This window comes from Polyangium spumosum (assembly GCF_009649845.1).
In the GTDB taxonomy this organism is placed as follows: domain Bacteria; phylum Myxococcota_A; class Polyangia; order Polyangiales; family Polyangiaceae; genus Polyangium; species Polyangium spumosum.
Genome location: NZ_WJIE01000008.1, coordinates 351,806 through 369,871, shown reverse-complemented (window position 1 = coordinate 369,871; position 18,066 = coordinate 351,806). Strand labels below are relative to the sequence as shown.

The 18,066-nt window shown below is 66.3% G+C and carries 7 protein-coding genes; 4 read left to right on the top strand and 3 right to left on the bottom strand.

Annotated elements, in window-relative coordinates; genetic code table 11:
* Nucleotides 1–40: 40 nt before the first annotated feature.
* Together GF068_RS27950 and GF068_RS27945 are read right to left on the bottom strand one after the other, a co-directional pair.
* Nucleotides 41–1,834: a phospholipase D-like domain-containing protein gene (locus GF068_RS27950; protein WP_153822527.1), complete on the bottom strand. Its 1,794-nt coding sequence runs from the start codon at nt 1,832–1,834 to the stop codon at nt 41–43.
* A complete protein-coding gene (locus GF068_RS27945; RefSeq protein ID WP_153822526.1) occupies nt 1,831–3,186 on the bottom strand; it encodes a DUF6361 family protein in 1,356 nt (451 codons plus the stop codon). The genes GF068_RS27950 and GF068_RS27945 overlap by 4 nt, the downstream gene beginning before the upstream one ends.
* Nucleotides 3,187–3,393: 207 nt before the next feature.
* Between GF068_RS27945 and GF068_RS27940 the strand changes: the two genes are divergently transcribed.
* The 4 genes from GF068_RS27940 to GF068_RS27925 all read left to right on the top strand — a co-directional run bounded on the left by GF068_RS27940 (nt 3,394) and on the right by GF068_RS27925 (nt 17,159).
* On the top strand, nt 3,394–7,650 hold the full coding sequence (locus GF068_RS27940; protein ID WP_338046598.1) for a DEAD/DEAH box helicase family protein: 4,257 nt from the start codon (nt 3,394–3,396) through the stop codon (nt 7,648–7,650).
* A gap of 173 nt (nt 7,651–7,823) precedes the next feature.
* Nucleotides 7,824–13,670, top strand: coding sequence for a pentapeptide repeat-containing protein (locus tag GF068_RS27935; protein ID WP_153822525.1), 5,847 nt, complete (start codon nt 7,824–7,826; stop codon nt 13,668–13,670).
* Nucleotides 13,671–13,899: 229 nt separating this feature from the next.
* Nucleotides 13,900–15,849: an McrB family protein gene (locus tag GF068_RS27930; protein ID WP_170319722.1), complete on the top strand. Its 1,950-nt coding sequence runs from the start codon at nt 13,900–13,902 to the stop codon at nt 15,847–15,849.
* Nucleotides 15,850–15,908: 59 nt separating this feature from the next.
* Entirely contained in the window at nt 15,909–17,159 is a 1,251-nt protein-coding gene (locus GF068_RS27925) for a 5-methylcytosine restriction system specificity protein McrC (RefSeq protein ID WP_170319721.1), read from the top strand.
* Between the two features lie 383 nt (nt 17,160–17,542).
* Here GF068_RS27925 and GF068_RS27920 read toward each other — a convergent pair whose 3' ends face one another.
* Nucleotides 17,543–17,980, bottom strand: coding sequence for a hypothetical protein (locus tag GF068_RS27920; protein WP_153822522.1), 438 nt, complete (start codon nt 17,978–17,980; stop codon nt 17,543–17,545).
* Nucleotides 17,981–18,066: the final 86 nt, after the last annotated feature.

The window sequence follows — 18,066 nt, the reverse complement described above, 5'->3', positions numbered from 1 at the left end:
TGGAATGGCTTGCGCCCCTTCTGCGACGACGGTGACGTGGTCATGGCCGGAATGCCTCGCGGATGGCTGCCCAGGCTTCGAGGAACCGAGAGAGCAGCACGCGCTCGTCCTCGGGGATCTGGCCGCGCTTGATCAGCTCGCCGTACCGCTGGACGGCGCGGTCCATCTCATCGAACGCGTCGGGCGCCTTGACGAGCTGACGTAAAAGCTCCTCGAGGTGTACGCCCCCGTCGAGCGCCGCGCGCCCGTGCTGCTGCGTCTCCTCCGGCGCGTCGCCCTCGAGCGCGCCCTCGACGCTCCCCGTAATGGCCTCGTCGGCGCGGAGGGATTGGAGATAGGCGAGAAACTCGCGGACCCCGAGGAGCCGCGCGACGAGGGCGCGGTCCCTCTCCTCGTCGACGGGCGGCTCCAGATCGGCCGCTGCGATCCAGGACGTTTTCTCGTCACCCTGGCGAAGGGTACAGACAATGAAGCGTGTCCTCAGCGCGGTCGTACAGCCGGGGAGCGTCACGGTGCTCGCGCCTGTCGGAAAAAGCGTCGCCTGGCCCGGCATCGTGTAACGCGCGACTTCCATGCGAATACCGTCCGGGAGCTCGAGCGCCGGGGGATCGAGCATCACCAGACGGGAAGGCGCATGCGCGCCGGCCTCCTCCAGCCGGAATGACACGGCATGCAGTTCGTCCTTGACCTTTTCGAGGATCGGCGGCTCAGGTGGCGGCGTGCCCGGCGCCGGAAAGTCGAAGTCTTGCGCCTCCGCGGTGGCCCAATCCCACAACGGATCGCAGAGCGCCGCCGGCCCGACGAGGCGCACGAATGCCTCGGTGCTGCCGCCGCACCAGCCCGGACCCGTCAGGTTGTTGCTGCCGAGAATGACCGTGCCGCGCCGGCCGTCATCGATGGCGATCACCTTGGCGTGGAGGGCGCGCACATGCTCGATCTCATCCTCACTTTCGGCGCCGGTCTCGTCTTCCGCGGGCTCGGGCGCCTCGGGCGCGGCGACGATCTGGCGCGGCTCGAGCGCCCGGAGCGCCTCGCACTTGGGCCCGAGCGCGACGCACAGGAGCCCCTCTGGGCCCGCGACGAGCCTCCGCTTCGGCGCGCTGCTCCAGCGCTTCGCAGCCTCGCCGACCATACGAGCGTCGATGAACGGTGAGAGCAGCAGCACGCGTGAAGGTCGCGCGTCGAAGCCGCTCCACGCGGGATGGAGCTGCTGTGGCACCTCGCCCCCCTTCTGGAAGTCGAACGCCATCTCCTTGATAGGCGGTGTCACTGTCCACCGTACGTCGTCCAGCTTGCCGAACGTCTCGATCCGCGCGGGCTCGCCAGCGAGTGTTAGCGCATGCTGGGCGAATTCCCTGACCCGTGGCAGCGCCTTGCCAGCTCCTCCCAGCATCCCCTCGATGACAATGCCGAGGTCCCAGTCGGTCGAGGTGGTGATATTGCGGGAGCTGACGATGAGGACAAACCGCTCGTGGCCCTCTCCGTCCACCTGACGTACGATCCACACCTTCGGATGGAACGAGCCGCGCCCGGGGACCCGGATGGGCACGAGCACCCGGTCGAGCAGCGCCAGGGAGGGGTATTTCGAGCCGTCACGGCGGCTCACGCGGCCCGCCTGATGGCAGATGCGGACCTTGTCGCGAAGGCGATCGAGGGCACGGAAAGCCTCGACGCGGCCATATTGAACCCGCTCGCCCTCACCGCCGTCCAGGGTCGTCAGGACGGCCATGCAGGTCAGGAGGTCGGCGGAGTAGGTAGCGCCGAGCGCAGCTTCCGTTCGGAACCCCGACGGAGGCCGCAGCTTCTCGAGCAAACCGAGCGTAGGCTGATTCATGGGCGTGCGAGGCCCCGGTGGAGATCCCACAGCAGAGAGCGCACCCGGCCCCAGCGGTAGTCGAGATCGTACACGCCGACGGTGTCGGGCCCGAATCCCACCCGTCGCGCTGCCCCCTGGTCGGTGCGTGTGAGGCGCGCCCGCGCCCCTTTCCGGTCGCGCTCGACAGCCTCGAACAGGCGGTGCGTGTCTTCGTTCATGAAGACCGCCTCGGCGTCCTCGCCCTGCGCGATCCTGCGGAGGCCCCCCTGCACGTGCTCCAGGGCGCGGCGCAAGCGGCTGGGGATCCGCGGCACGTCCGTATAAAGGTCCGGCAGCGACATCGCGAGGGATGCGTCACGCACACTGCGGTTGCCGGCGAGGTCAGCGAGCCGATCACGGTAATGGCGGAGCGGAACATCGCGGTGTGTTCGGGCGGTGACTTCGACGACCCACTCGACGAGCGCCCCGTAAATCGCGCGAACGTAGTACGCGAGCGCCGATGCCTGGCGCGCGCGCTCCAGGCGGTCGGATTGCCGGGCGGCTCTTGCCGCTTCCACGGCGAGCGGATCATCCCAGGGACGCGCGTCGGGGTCCATGCGAGGTGGTGTCTGCGCGCAGAGCTCGGCCGCCTTTGCGAGGAGACGCGGGCCCTCGGCGACCTCGTCGAGCGAAAGGAGCCGCTCTTGCAGCCAGCGAGCCTCCGGACCAGTCAATTCGAAGGTGAGCCCGCTGCACTCTTCTTTTTGCCAATCGGTCGGGGCTGTCGGAACCATGAACTCCGCTAGCCGCTCGGCGCGAATCGTGTCGTCCTGGCCCTCGTCCACGGCCTCGCCAACCCGACCGATAGCAGCCCCGCGCCAGCGACGGAACAGCTGCGCGCGATCGTACGCGGTACGGCTGCGGTAGAAGCCCCACCGCCGGAGGGCCGTCCAGTAGACGAAGTCCACCCGCTGCGCTGGGAGTCGCGGTGGTTTCTCGTAAAACACGTTCACACCGATGATGCCCTGCATGTCGGGTCCGGTCCCCCCCGGGGATGCGGCCGGTTTCTGGGTCGCGACGAGGTTGCGGGTCACCCAAAGATCTGCTTCGTCCTTGCGCTTGGCGAGGTTCGCCGCCGTGATGCCGCGCTGGCGGGCCAGCCAGAGGAAGTTCCAGCATACGAAAAAGAGGTAGCGCGCACGGGTCTGGAGCACCGAGGTGCCCGGAAAGAAGTGGTCCGCGTACCCGGTGTGGATCGCGAGCACGCCCATCTCGTCCACCACCCCTTGCCCCTTCTGCTCCAGCTCGCGACGGAGTCGCTGCAGGGCGGCGTCGGAGATCTCCACCCAGCCGAAGGGGACTGCCTCTGCCCGGAGCGTCTTCCGCGCCATCGCCTCGATCTTCCACCAGGATGCGCCATCGATGCAACAGTGTGGCTGACCCCGAGCGCGCGGGGCAGACGACGCTCCGGGGGTCCGAGGACTTCGTGGGCGGCCCCGTGTACCCCAGCACGGAGACGCGCGCCAACCCGAGCGAGACGCTCGTTCCTCTGCAATTCTCTGCCCTAACCTGCCCCGTTCGCTTACTCTTCACGCTGCGTGTCCCCGTTCCTGGAGATTTCATCGTCGTCCTGGCTCGCAAGCAACGCCCTCGCGTTCGCGGTCCCCGACCTCTACCCGGTGAGCCCCGGTCACACCCTCGTCATCCCGCGCCGGCTCATCGCGACCTGGTTCGATGCGACACCCGAGGAGCAGGCGGCCATCTTCCAGCTCGTCGACGAGGTCAAGCGCAAGATCGACGCGGAGCTCTCCCCGGACGGCTACAACATCGGTATCAATGCAGGTGAAGCCGCAGGGCAGACCGTCATGCACATGCACGTGCACGTCATCCCTCGTTATCGCGGCGACGTCGACGATCCCCGCGGCGGCGTGCGGCACGTCATCCCAGGCAAAGGCAATTACCTGGAACAGCGGCCCGATCCCCTCACCCGTGGCGGCAAGGTCGACCCATTTCTCCGGCACATCGATCCCCTCTTCCGGCGAGCCACGGATATCGCCATTCTCGCGGCGTTCGTTCAGCAGAGCGGCGTCAGCTTGCTCGAGGCCCATGTCGCCGGCGCCCTCTCGCGCGGCGCCCGCGTCCGACTCATCACGGGCGATTACCTCAACATCACCCAGAGCGAGGCCCTCGCAAAGCTCCGTGACTGGATGGACACCTGGGAGGCACGCATCACTGCGGATGGCTCGTCCCCCGGATGCTTCGAGGCCCGGATCGTCGAAGGGGTGCGCTTACCCGAGGGCGTCCGGTCCTTCCACCCCAAGTCATGGCGTTTCGAGGGCCCTAACTTCGGCGCAGCTTTCGTCGGATCGAGCAATCTTTCGCATGCCGCGCTGCGCACGGGCGTCGAGTGGAACGTTCGCGTGGACCGTCACCGTGACCGAGCTGCGTATCAGGCCATCGTCGATGCTTACGAGCAGTGGTGGACCGCCGCCATTCCGCTCACGGCCGATTGGGTCGCAGACTATGCACGGCGGGCCCGAGAGACGCCTGTCTTCACGCTACCCCCGGGAGAGGAAGATGACGAGTCGAAGGCGCCGCCGCCCCAGCCGCACCCCATCCAGCGGGAAGCTCTGGCCGCCCTCGCACGGTCACGTGCCGCCGGGCGCAATCGCGCGCTCTGTGTCCTGGCGACGGGCCTCGGCAAGACATGGCTCGCGGCGTTCGATGTCGCGGCTTTCGGCGAGGTACACGGCAAACGCCCCCGCGTTCTTCTTCTCGCTCACCGAGAAGAGCTGCTCCTGCAAGCAGCAAGTACCTTTCGACGTCAGCTCCGCGATGCACGCGTTCGCTTTGGATGGTTCGTCGGCGACAAGGGCGACCTCGAAGGAGACCTCGTCCTCGCGTCCATCCAGAAGCTCTCTCGCCCGGAGCACCTCGCGCGCCTCGCCACCGATGGGTTCGACTACGTCATCGTCGACGAAGTCCATCACGGCACAGCGCCAAGTTACCGGAGCATCATCGATAGGCTGAAGCCACGCTTTCTCCTTGGACTCACAGCCACCCCGGAACGAGCCGATGGCGCAGACGTGGCGGGGCTCTTCGATGACCACGTGGCCTACCGCGCCGACATCGGCGTGGGGATCCAGCGCGGCCTGCTCGTGCCCTTCGCCTACTTCGGCCTGAAGGACGATACGAATTACAACGCCATCCCGTTCCGCAATCGTCGCTTCGATCCCGAGGCGCTGGAGCAAGCCGTCGACACGGACGCTCGGATCGAACGGATGTTCCGCGCCTGGCAGGAGCATGCAGGGAAGCGCACGCTCGTCTTCTGTTGCTCCATTCGCCACGCCGACCATGCTTGCGCGTTCCTCGTGGCGCAGGGCATTCGCGCGGCCGCCGTCCATTCGGGTCCGACCTCGGCGTCGCGAGAGGGTGCCATTGCGGGGATCGTCGATGGGACGCTCGACGCGCTCTGCACCGTGGACCTCTTCAACGAAGGCATCGACATTCCGGCCATCGACCGCGTCGTGATGCTCCGCCCGACGGAGTCTCCGGTCGTCTTTCTTCAGCAGCTCGGCCGGGGCCTTCGCTCCACCGATGGGAAGACGCGCCTCGTCGTCCTCGATTTCGTGGGCAATCACCGGGTGTTCCTGGAGCGGGTACGCACGCTGATCTCGCTCGGCCCGGAGCCCACGAGCCTGCGCGACTTCCTGGAGGACGAGCAGGCCGCGAGGATGGCCCCTGGCTGTATCATCGACCTCGAGCTCGAAGCCAAGGAGCTTCTGGCAAAGTTGCTCCCGCCGCAGGGCGGAAGCCCGGCAGAGCAGGCGTATCGCGATCTTCGTGAGGTCCGGGGGCAAAGGCCCCTCGCTGGCGAGCTGTATCGCATGGGCTACGGCCTTAAGAAGATACGGGACGCGTATGGGGGATTCTACCATTTCGTCGCCGCCATGGGTGATCTCGACGAGGTCGAGAAACGCGTGCTCGACGTGGCCGAGGAGTTTCTCCGGGAGCTCGAGGACACGCGGATGAGCAAATGCTACAAGATGGTGACCCTGGAGGCATTGCTCGAGGCCGATGCGCTTCGGGATGGGCTCGCCGTTCCCGAGCTCGCGCGAAGAAGCTATATGATCATGGCACGGTCCCCCGAGCTTCTGCGCGATCTGGAAGGCGTGACCGATTTCCCCGATGTACATGACCCGGACATGCGCCGGTTCGCCGCGTACTGGCGGATCAACCCGATTGCCGCCTGGACGAGCGGGCCGGGCAAGCGATTCTTCGCACTGGAAGGGGACCGGTTCGTCTCGCGGATCCCCTGCCCCCCAGGCGCGGAAGAAGTACTTTCGGCCATGGTGCGTGAGATCGTCGACTACCGGCTCGCCATGTACCGCGCGCGGCGAAACGACTACGTCTCCGGTGTCTCGTTCACGGCGAAGGTCACCTGGAACAAGCGTGATCCCATCCTGAAGCTCCCCTCCCGCGAGCAATGGCCCGACCTTCCCTCCGGTTTTCAGGACGTGCGACTGCCGGACGGAGTTACGTGGCAGTTCTCGTTCCAGCAGCAGTTCTGCAATGTTGCGCGCCCCCTTGGATCGCAGCGGAACGAGCTACCGGATCTTTTGAGGCGCTGGTTTGGCCTGGCTGCGGGGCACCCCGGGACGAATTTTCGGATTCGTTTCTCGCGTTCTCCCAAGGGTGATCTCTGGGTGGAACCGGAAGAGCCACGCGCTGCGGCGAGCACCGTTCGGGGCACGCTCCCCGCGTTCCCCACGCTGCTCGCAGCCGCGGGGGCGGCCCGGAACCCGATTGCGCTCGCCCCCGAAGGCGAGCAAGTCCGGCTGCCGACGAAGGCGCGTGGAGAAGGCTGGTTCGCCGTACGCGCGACGGGCGATTCCATGTTCGGCGGCAAGGAGCCCATTCGTGATGGAGACTGGCTCGTGATGCGGTTTGCACGGGGGCAGTCCCGGGAAGGAATCAAGGGCAAGATCGCGCTGGTCGAAGTACAAGATCCTCAGCTCGGTGCGAGTTACCTTGTCAAGCGCGTCGTTCAGGATGACGCGCGGTGGGTCTTGCGCTCGGAGAACCATGCCTTTCCTGCCATCGACGCCACGGCCCACATGGTGCCCATCGCGATGCTTGTGGAGGTGGTCAAGCCCGAAGCGCTCGGACCCGAGGTCGGAGCGACCATCGAGGAGGAAAAGCTCGCGGAGGCGTTCGGGATCTCGGGGCCTCCGCGAACCGGCCGGATCGACGGGCATCTATTCCTGCTCATCGAAGAAAAAGGCAGGCTCGTGGCGCCGGATCGGATCCGGTTCCCCGGCATCGAGCGGCGGCCCGGCGAAACGGCGTTCGTGCTGACGCGGGCCGACGGTTCCGAGGCATGGCGGTATGCAGGCGTCGCCCGTTTCATGGAGGACGATGGGGCCTGGGCGTGTGCGGGAATCGATCTTCCGACGTTTCGGGCACTCGGGGAAGGTCGCGAGGCTTCTCGCACGCTCCCTCGATCCATCGAGGAGCGGGCTCGTCGTCTTGTCGAGGATCTCCTCCACGAGAAGGGAGCCGGAGCCGTCGTCGAGCGGGAAGGAAAGCGCTTCCGGATCGTCGGGCCTGCGAAGCGAGGTGGTCTGCGTATCGACGGCGGGCCCGGTGGATTCGAGGAGCGCACGGTATCCCTGACGGATATCGGGTGGGTCCTCGCTGCGCTTTCCGAGGTGAACGATGACCCTCGCCGGCTCGACGAGGAGCTCGTGCACCGGCAGCGATACCTGGAGGGCACGTCGAAGGGGTCGACGCGGTACATCGACACGGGGTGGGCCATCCTGCTCGTGAAAGAGGCGCTCGCCACGAAGGGCTGAGCGAGTTCCAATCCGCGTCGGCGTCCGACGCACCGGCTCACGCTGGGGCTTGGCGTGACGAGGGCGCAGAGAGGTGGATTGGATCCATCGGGTGGTGCTCGTCGGGGGAGGCCTCCCAGAACCGACGCGAGCGGGCAGCCGGACGCCCTCGTGATGCGCTACCCTGCCCGCACATGGAGAGCGCGTTCGTCCGGGTCGCCGTTGTCCAGCTCGACTACCATCCTGCGTTGTTCGCGCAGTTTCGCAGTCCGCTCGAGGATCCCGGCGGCATCACGCCGTTCCTGCCCGTGAGCAGCGACATCCCGCCGGAGGTGCGCCGTCGCTTCGAGGACTTGCGCCTGCGGGTTCGAGAAGCCTATTGCGCTCAGCTCCTCGCTCGCCTCGACAGCATCCTCCAGACGTGCCGCTCCTGGGAGGTGAAGATCGTCGTCCTGCCGGAGTACAGCGTCCCGTGGGACATCCTCGCGCCCCTCGCGCAGACAGCCGGCCCGATGGTCGTCGTCGCAGGGACCCACCGGGTCGAGCGCGAGGGGCTTCACAGCGGGGTGTACGAGGACCTGGGCTGCACCAAGGACACCCTTCCAAAGCTCGGCCAAGCCGTCGCGCCCGTCCTTCACGCCGGCCGCATTCTCGCGCTCGTCCCGAAGCTCCACCCGGCGGCCGCGGTCCACGAGGAGATCGAGCCCGGTGACGCATGGGCGCCTGTCCCGATGCCCGAAGGGTTTCCCGGCCCCATGGGCGTGCTCATCTGTCTCGATTTTCTCCATCGCGAGAGCCCTCTCTACCAGGAGCACGTCGCGAAGAAGCTGTCCGCATGCCGCTTCCTCGCCGTGCCGAGCTGGACCTCCGCACATTCGATTCCCGAGTTTCAGGCCAAGGCGTGGGAAGAGGCCAGGCGGTATGGCCGGCCGGTCCTTTACGCCGACCACGCGAGCGGCGGGGGGACGGCCTTCTTCGTGGACGAGGAGCGGCATTCGGAGCTCCTCCCCTACCCCCAGAAGCCCGGGTGCCTGCGGCCCCGGGAGGAAGGGCTCCTCGTCGCGGAGATCGACCTCGGGTACGAGCGGCCGGGCGGCTCGACGCGGTATGCGAAGACGCGCCCGGTGCGGCCGGAGGCCGCGGCGACCCTGGTCTACAAGGCGTGGCCGCTCACAAAGAAGTATTCGGATTGGGGCCTCGCGCTCGGCGAGATCCTCGACCCGGAGAGTGGTCTCGAGCTCGACGACGCGCTCCGACACATCCACGCGCATCGCGCTCTCCTCGAGCAGGTGCGCGACGCGGCGACGCCGACGCGCAAGGAGCGCCTCGATCGATTGCTGGAGGACGCGAGGTATATCCCGAGCAACGAAGTGGTGGCGCAACTCGCCTGTGAGCTTCCCCTGCATCCGACGGTGTTGCCGATGGACATCTTGCGAGCGGCGCACCTCACGGCGACCAAGGAAGTGGTGGTGCGCTGGCTCGCGCAGACTCCGGCGCTCGGGGCGAAGGTCGCGAAGCTCCTCGACGAGGCGTCGCGCGTGCGAATGCCTACGCTCGTGGAAGAGGCGCAGGCCGAGGTCGAGAAGGAGAAACGGTTGGTCCGTGGCCGTGTCGACGGCGAACCCTCTCCAGCCGATTATTACGGAAAAAACTTGACCGCGACGAACGGCGTGAGCCTGATCATCCGGCGCCGGGCGCAGGACCTCGAGCCGCGTATCTCCGAGCGAGAATTGGCTCAGATCTTCCCGTATATCAAATTCGATCCAGAGCTGCCGCGCAGCGAGCATGCGCCGGACGAAGACGGGAAAGCCCGGTTTCTCATGGGGATCATCAGAATGCACGCCGCGCACTCCGCGACGGCGTTCTCCAACCTGCTCGCCGCGGAGGGCGACGAGCCCGTGGCAGCCGTGGTCGTTCAGACTGTTTGGATCATGCACGGCACGAGCATGGTGAGGTGGCGCAGGCCGGGCGTCACGTTCAAAGGCGGCAAGATCTTCCTGCTCGTTCGGCGCAACCAGAAGCTCTGGTTGGCGACGTACGAGCCGACATATCGTATCCTGCGGCGTCGCCCTGAAACGAATCCCGGAGACGAGGACGAATTCGAGGACGACCCCGAGGCCACGGAGGAGAGGCACTCCGCGCGACTCGACGAGGCCTCCCACGACCCGCTCCGCGAGGCGTTCGAGGAGTGGGGAATGGACATCGAGGGCTTCGAGGTCGTCGACGATGAGGCGTTCGGGCGGCGGTTCGCGGCGATCCTCGCGCGGTTTCAGGGGGCCCGCGAGGCCGTACGCGCGCTTCGGGAGCGACGCCTCTCGGATGTCGATGGGCACTTCGTCGAGCCAAGCCTCGCGCACGAGCACGTTTCGTACGACGGAAGCACCGCTCGCCGCGAGACCGTGATCGAGCCCGCGCGTTCGGCCCTCGCGGGGTGGCTCAGCGCTCGTCCGCGCGGGATGGGACCCGAGCTCAAGGCTGCGATCATCCTCGGCGAGTACGGATCCGGCAAATCCACGCTGCTCGCCGAATGGGCGCTCGAGTTATGGGACGCGCCCGAGGGGCCGCGTCCTCTGCTCGTCGATCTGGCCGGCAGCTCGGCCAAGTCGCCGAGGGCCCAGCTCCTCGAGGCTGCTCGGCTCCCCGATACTCCGGAGAATCGCGCGGCCCTCCGCCTCGTCATCCGCTCGGGCCGGTTTTTCCCGGTCTTCGACGGGTTCGACGAGATGGCGACCCGCGTCACGGCCTCCGAGCTGCCGCAGCGTCTGACGGACATCTTCGACACGGCCGAGCATGATGGGCGTATCGTCCTGTCGTCGCGGGACCATTACTTCCCGACCGAAGGCGAAATGCACAAGGCCCTCGAGCGGGCGCTCACGGCGTCCCTCGGCGGACCGACGATGGCGCGCAGGTTCGAGCTGCGCTTCTTCTCCGACGAGCAGGTCCGCGCGCTCCTCGTCGCGGTGGTCGAGGACCCGGACAGCGCCGAGGCGCTCTGGGAGCGGATCCAGGCCACCTACGACCTGGAGGAGTTATGCCGTCGCCCCATTCTCCTCGCGATGATCATCGCCACCCGAAACGAGCTTCTCGGCGGGCAGGTCGTGCGCCGCGGCGATCTTTACGAAGCTTGCCTCCGGCGCTGGCTCCGGCAGGCGCGCGGCCCGGAGCCGGAGATCTTCACGACGGAGCAGAAGCGACTCCTCGCCGAGACCATCGCCGTTGAAACCTGGCGGAGCGGAGAGCCTGGTGTCGCGCTGGAGACGCTCCGGCGTCTACTCCACGAAGTCTTCCCTCCGCACTTCTTCGACCATGTCCCACGAACCGCGGAGGTACTCGAGACGACGGGCGGCATGTTTCTCGTCCGACAGCCCGCCGACACCGGCGACCGCTTCCGATTCGCGCATAAGTCGTTTCAAGAATATTTCCTCGCGTCTGCCATCGTGCACGCCGCGGAGAGCGAGCCGCACGATCTACCATCAGTCCTTTCGGTAAAACCTCTCACCCGCGAGGTGATCGGGTTCATTGACGAGATCCTCGTCGGGGAGCGAGGTCTGCTCGGATCGCCATTCGTCAATCACGTTCGCCGCTGGCTGGCTGGTCGAGGCACCGCGCGTAGTCAGGATCCCTCGTCGGCCGCGGATGCCGCAGCGAATGCCGTGCGCTTGCTCGTGAAGCTCGCGCGGCTCCGTGGCGACAAGGGGGGCTGGATCCCGGAGAAGGCAGGCCTCCGCGGGGTATCGCTGGTGGGCGAAGATCTTCGCAGCGCTCGGCTCGTGGCAGCGAAGCTCGATGGGGCGAACCTCTGCTCCGCCGATCTCGAAGGCGCGAATCTGGAGGGGGCCACTCTGCGCGGAGCGCTCTTGCGAGGCGCCCGGCTCGACAGCGCGAATTTGCGGAGCGTGCTGGCCGAAGAAACCGATTTTACGCTCGTCACCGCGTCTGGAGCCACCCTCGAGGGAGCCCGGCTCGATCACGCGTGCCTCCGGCAGTCGATGTGGGTGGGATGTCGCTTCGGCGGCGCGTCCTTGAAGGGCGTGGACGCGCTCGCGTGGATGGCTCCGGGCTCCGAGGGGCTCGAAGCGGATGCCGGCGCAACGCCAGCGGACGTCGCATGGGATCGGATCGAGCCTGCCGCCGATGTCCCCAGCAAGGAGGCCCCGGCGCGTCTGTTGTCTGTCTCTTTCGGCCCCGACGGCGGGCGCCTGGCCATGGTGACGCACCGCGGAGACCTCTTCGTCTTCGACGTCCACACGCAGCGCTGCCTCGCATACCTCCCCGCAGCGCTTCCCGCGCAAGACGAATCCAACATCCGCTGGGCGTCTTCAGCGGATGTCGTGGTCGCGCTCGACCCCGAAGGAGCGATGCGAGCGGTTCGCCTCCGCGATCTCCAGGCCCTCCAGACGATCGGCGGGCGCTTTACCTGTATCGCCGTCGACCCGAGTGGAACACGGGTAGCGGTCTCCGAGGAAGATGGGCGCATCCGGGTCGTAAGCCTGTCTTCCGGGGAGGATGTCGCGGCGCTCGATTCGATAAACGCGCCTGTGATCGAGATGGCGTTCTCCCGCAATGGGGGATCCCTCGCGGTCTCGTACGCGAGCGGGATCGGGGTGGTCTGGGCGTTTGCGCAGGGAGGGCCGTGGACGTTCCATGCGGATCCGAGGGGGACTCCTCTTCGATCCATGGCATTCCACCCGACCGACGACGTGCTTGCCTTCTCGGCAGGGGACTCGTTTCTTCATTTCCTGGAAGTGTCGAGGAAACGCGTCATTCGCCCTTTGCTCACGCCCGAGCTCGGCTTCGAGCGCTTGTTCTTTTCGCCGAGCGGGGCACGTATCGCTGGGGTCTCCGCCGGCGGCGGCACCGTCCGAGTATGGGACGTGGAGGCACGGCAGGAGCTCTCTCGCTTCGACTTGGAATCCGGCCCGGAGCGACCCGCGGGGGTGACCTGGACCCACGAAGAGTCGAAGATCGCGTCCTTCGGGGCAGCGGTGGAGATCTGGGATCACGAGAGGGGCGTACGATTGTCCACGTGGAGGAGGGCGCCACGAGGGGCCTTCGATCTCGTTTCCTGGGCCCGATCCTCGAGAGGTATCGCGTGTCGGGGACGAACCAGGAACGTCGCCATTGGGGACGTCGACGGCCAGCCGCTCGGCGCCGCCTGCGTTTTGTCACCGGCTCTGGAGCAGGCACCACTCCTGATACGGCACGAGGATCAGCTCTTGGCAGGAGCTCGGGCGGCTGGCAATCGTTTCTATCTCTGGGATGCCGTGACGGGGGCGCCGATCGCTTCCTGGCCATGGGAGCGCTACCGAACCCCAGCACGAATGATCCTGGACAGCAGCGGCGAGATGTTGGCGGTCGCCGATCCATTCGGCTTGACCTTGCTCCGGCGAGGAGACGACGCGCCGATGGAGGGCGAGCGTCGGCGGGCCAAGACCGTTTGGACATGGGATTGGGACAGGGTCGGCGGGGACATCCTATTCGTGGATCACGACGACGAATGGTGGGCGTGGGCGCCCGGGAGCGACGCGAGAAGTCGAGGAACGCGGCTGCGCGAGGTCTGGAGCCTCCGCTTCCAACCACGAGGAAGATTCGCCGCAGCCGGCCACGAGGATGGCAGGATCTCGTTTCTGTACGGCGAGACGCTCGAGGTGAAGAGCGTCGTGCGGAGCCACGAAGCTCGGGTCTGGCTGCTCGAATGGAGCCCCGACGGCTCCCGCCTCGCGAGCGTCGACGAAGCCGGGGTGGCCTGCGTCTGGGATCCAGGTCGCCCCCATCCTCTCGTGACCGTCACGGAAGGCGCGGGCGGAGCGCTCTTGCGCACGCCCGGCGGATATTGCGAATTCGTGGATGGATCGGCGGACGACTTCCGGATCGCATTTGCTCCACTGCCTGGTTCTCGGGCGCGGCTCTACGTCCCGCTGGGCGGGCTCCGAGAAGCGCTTCATCGGCCCGAACGGGTGACTGCCGCGCTTGCGGGCGACCTGTCGGGTGACGACGCCGAGGCAGCATTGGCGCAGCTCGGGTATTGCAGGAAGGCTTGACACGTCCGGCGGCGTACGGTTCTCTTGCCGTTGCATGGACGCTGCCCGCCCGTCTCTCGAGGAGGCGCTTTCCTCCTTCCACCGATCCTCCACCAGCGAAGCCGCCGCTGCTGTGCGGCAACAGCGCTCCGCGATGCTCGATCGCTTCCCGCTCGATCGCTGGCCGTCGATGCCCCTCGAGCGCTACGCCCTGGGGCAGGGAAAACCTCAAGAAAGCTTTTGCTGGTGGATGGAATGGGGGACGCCGGCCCTCGGAAGCATTCGAGGTGGAAACGCGAGCAAGCACCTGATCTACAAGCGCAAGGGCAGCCTCGGGTGGTACCACGACGAGAAGTACCGGGACGAGGAGGAGGCGTGGGAGCAGGTGCGCGCGGCCTTCGTCCGCGCGTTCGAGCTGGCGAAGATGGGTGATTGGCAAGCCATTGACGAGCTCGGTGCGCTCGAAGGCGGGGCCGCCCTTCGGTGCAAGGCGCTGCACGTCTACTTCCCCGAAGAGATTCTCAACGTCGCCTCCAGGGAGCACCTGCGCCATTTCCTGCGGCTGCTCGGGCGGCCGGAGGCCGAGGACGGCAACCTGCGCACGGTCGGCCTGAATCGAGCGCTGCTCGCAGCCTTGCGCGAACGAGGTCGCTTCGACGGCTGGACGACCACGGAGATCGGGAGCTTCCTCTACACGTGGGCCGACCCGAGGGAGTCGCGAATGGTCGTGAAGATCGCCCCCGGAGAGCAAGCGAAGTTCTGGGAGGCGTGTTTGCAGGGGGGCTACATCTGCGTCGGCTGGGACGAGGTCGGCGACCTGCGTGAGTATGATTCGAAAGAGTCCTTCCGCGCTGCCTTCAGCGAGCGTTTTTCTTCTCTCTATAACGGGAACAAGAGCAAGCTGACGCAAAAAGCCAAAGAGCTCTGGACGTTGATGGAGCTCGAGCCCGGCGATATCGTGGTCGCGAACAAGGGGCAGTCGAAGGTCCTGGCGGTCGGTCAGGTGATCGAGCCGGGCTACGAGCTGAGACCGGAGCGCCCCGAGTTCAAGCACACCGTCCGCGTCAAATGGGATACGAGTTATGCGAAGGACATCCCGTCGCAGCCGCGCTGGGGCTTGACGACGGTCGACCCGATACCGCCGGCGCTCTACACGACCATCATCAGCAAACAGGGCGGGCCGCCGACGACCATGCCTCCCCCGCGGGTGGACGACACTTTCCTTGAGCTCAGCGCAGCGCTGGAGCACAAGGGGCAAGTCATTCTTTATGGTCCGCCGGGAACGGGAAAGACTTACCTCGCTCGCCGTTTCGCAGTGTGGTGGCTATTGCAGCACAGCGGCGCGGCCGACGCGCACCTCGTGCTCGCGGATGCCGAGCGCTTCCGGGCCGAGGAGGGACGCCTCGCGGCCCCACGCCTCGCCGAGCAGCAGCCAGGGTCCGCTCCGCTGACTCGCCTGACGTTCCATCCCTCGTACAGCTACGAGGATTTCATCGAAGGCTTCCGCCCCGCGCCCACGTCGACCGGAACGCTCAGCCTGAAGCTCGAAGATGGCGTCTTCAAGCGCATCTGCCGCGACGCCGCGGCACAGCCGAGCCGGCGGTTTCTCGTGCTCGTCGACGAGATCAACCGGGCCAACCTCGCAAAGGTCTTCGGCGAGCTCATCACGCTGCTGGAAAAAGACAAGCGGGGCCTCACCATCACGCTGCCCCAGAGCAAGGAGAGCTTCGCGATCCCGCCGAATGTCTACATCTTGGGCACGATGAACACGGCCGATCGAAGCATCAAGCTGCTCGACGCCGCCTTGCGGCGCCGGTTCGGCTTCATCGAGTGCATGCCGGAGCCCGAGGTCCTTCAGGGCACGAGCGTGAACGGACTCGCACTCGATGTATTTCTCGAGGAGCTGAACAGGCGCATCGCGGCAAACGAGGGGCGGGAGAAGCAGATCGGCCATGCCTACCTCCTCGACGGCGATCGGGCGATCGACGATCCGGAGGTGTTCGCTCGACGATTCCGTCAGGACATCCTGCCGTTGCTGCAAGAGTATTGCTACGATGACTATTCCAGGCTGGCGAAGTACATCGGCAACAAGCTCGTCCCTGATGCGCGCACCCTGAATCACGAGTACCTGTCGAAGGCCGACGACCTGATCGAGGCATTGAGGCTCGCGCTCTCGCCGACCTCGCAGAGCGGTGCATGAGTCGAGCTCCCCACTGCGTGGTGACCATCAAGGAGTGGGAGTCACGCGAGATCGACGGCGTGGAGCTCTCGCGCGCAGACTGGGATCTCGCCGACGCGCTCGCGAAGGGGGCGGACAGGCGCCTCGAGATCGACGTGTGGCGAGGCAAGGTGCGCGTCCGGGCGCTCGCGTGGGTGGGGCTCGTCCGCTTCGAGCAGTTTGATCTTCATATCGTGCCGAAAGCGGCTGGTGGGCATCACGGACTCGTGGAGATGATCGAGCGCACGACGGGCATCGATGCGCTGCGACGCACCGCGGGTATTGGATCCCTGGACGCATCTGGCACGCACCTGTTCGACCTGTTCGCGCTTCTTCTCGCCGAGGCGTCCGAGCACGTGATCCGGCGAGGCATCCTCTCGGATTACGTCGAGCGGGAAGAGGACCTCGGCGTAGTGCGTGGTCGGATCCTCGTGGATCGCCAGATTCTTCGCCGATACGGGCGTGTCGATCGTGTCGAGTGCCGCTTCGACGAGCGCGACCAGGACATCCCGGAGAACAAACTTCTCGCGCTGGCGCTCGCCTCGTGCGCGCGGCGGGCGGACCATCCCAACGTCCGTCGACGAGTTCGGCATGCAAATGATGTATTCAAGGAGGTCTGCTCGACGGAAGGAGTAGATTCCAAGACGTTGCTCGAGGGGATGAGCTACCACCGCGTGAACGAGCATTATCGAGACGCCCATGAGGTGTCGCGCATCATCCTCGAGGGACTGGGCGTCGACGACGTGATCGGTGGCGGTGAGACGAGCTCCTTCGCCTTCATGATGGACATGAACCGGCTGTTCGAGCGCTTCGTGTGGCGGCTCGTCGAGGAGCTATTGGCCGGGCGCCCATGCCATGTCCGTTACCAGCGGTCGAACGGGTCTATACTGTGGAACGGAGACGAGAGTCGTACGTACGCCAACGTAGTCCCCGACATCGTCGTCGAGAGAACGGACGGCGAGCGCTTGCTGCTGCCGATCGATGCCAAGTACAAGTTGCTCGGGACGGGTGCCGTAGAAACCGGTGATCTCTACCAGGCGTTCCTGTATGCCTATGGCCACGGTCGGCATCCATGTCCCCGACGGGCGCTGCTCGTACATCCTGCCTCGACGGATAAGCTGGAACCACCTGCTCGAGTGCTGGTGCGTGACGCGCAGACGGTCACCGCGGCGGAGCTTTTGGTAATCTCGTTGCCCATCGTCAGGGTGCTCGCGGAGCTCCGCGAGGGGGCGAAAGGTCCTGCGTGTTCTCGGCTGATCGAGGCGCTCGGGTTCGCTGTGGATCCAGATTAAGCCGGAATCTTCGCTCCGTCCTGCGGTCTTCCTCCGGAGGACGGGATGACGCGCACGCCCTCTCTCATGACATGGCTCGCGCTCCTCTCGGCGTGTTGCCATGACGACCCGGCGCCGCCGCAACAAGAGTTCGCCGAGAGCAAGGCCCTCGGCTCGCCCGCCGCGCCTTCGGCCACGAATACTTCCTCGGCGGATCCCCCTGCCCCGCCCTCCTCCGCGGCCCGGGACCGTGGTCATCTTGGGTGGTTAGTATAACGAGCGGTTCAAGATCTAAGTGCGGCGCTGAGGAGTCCTCCAGTGCGCGCGGAGCACGGGCTCCGGAGCCCATCACCACCAATCACTTAGAGCTGCCAGGACACGCGCGTAGCCCAGCGCTTGGACGCTCACGACGCCTCCCCGCCCGCCCTCTCTTCGTAATACGTCTCCAGCATCGTCCGGTACACCCGCATATTCGGCCGATATCGACGAAAGTACTCGGTATCATCGCCCGTCAGCACCTTCGCGACGGCAGCGGCCACGGCCGGCGAGCGGCACATTCCAGCATCGCAATGGACGACCAGCCGTTCGATGTGCGGGAGGTGCTCATCGACGAGATCCCAGATGGCGCGGGCGTGCGCTCGCGAGAAGAGCGATTCTTCGGGAATGGACTCCGACTTCGCGTCCGCGTCGGCGAACGCAAGGCGGAGAAGAGCCCGACAGTGTGGAGACTCGGGGATCCGAGCTCGATCCGCCTCGCTCGACGTGATCGAGACGATCACGTGGGGGACGTCGTGCGGCGGAACCCGCTCGACAGCGCCGCGGCTGTAGATGAAGATCTCCACGCGGAAGGTGTTACCGCGTTGCTTGGCCGAAAGGCAAGTTGGAGCGTTTTCTTTCGGCCCGTCCTCCTCGTCATGTGCCTGAGCGG

What these genes read in the sequence shown, in the direction of transcription:
- GF068_RS27950 (WP_153822527.1), bottom strand. Translation starts at nt 1,834, where the DNA reads ATGAATCAGCCTACGCTCGGTTTGCTCGAGAAGCTGCGGCCTCCGTCG.
- GF068_RS27945 (WP_153822526.1), bottom strand. Translation starts at nt 3,186, where the DNA reads ATGGCGCGGAAGACGCTCCGGGCAGAGGCAGTCCCCTTCGGCTGGGTG.
- GF068_RS27935 (WP_153822525.1), top strand. Translation starts at nt 7,824, where the DNA reads ATGGAGAGCGCGTTCGTCCGGGTCGCCGTTGTCCAGCTCGACTACCAT.
- GF068_RS27930 (WP_170319722.1), top strand. Translation starts at nt 13,900, where the DNA reads ATGGAATGGGGGACGCCGGCCCTCGGAAGCATTCGAGGTGGAAACGCG.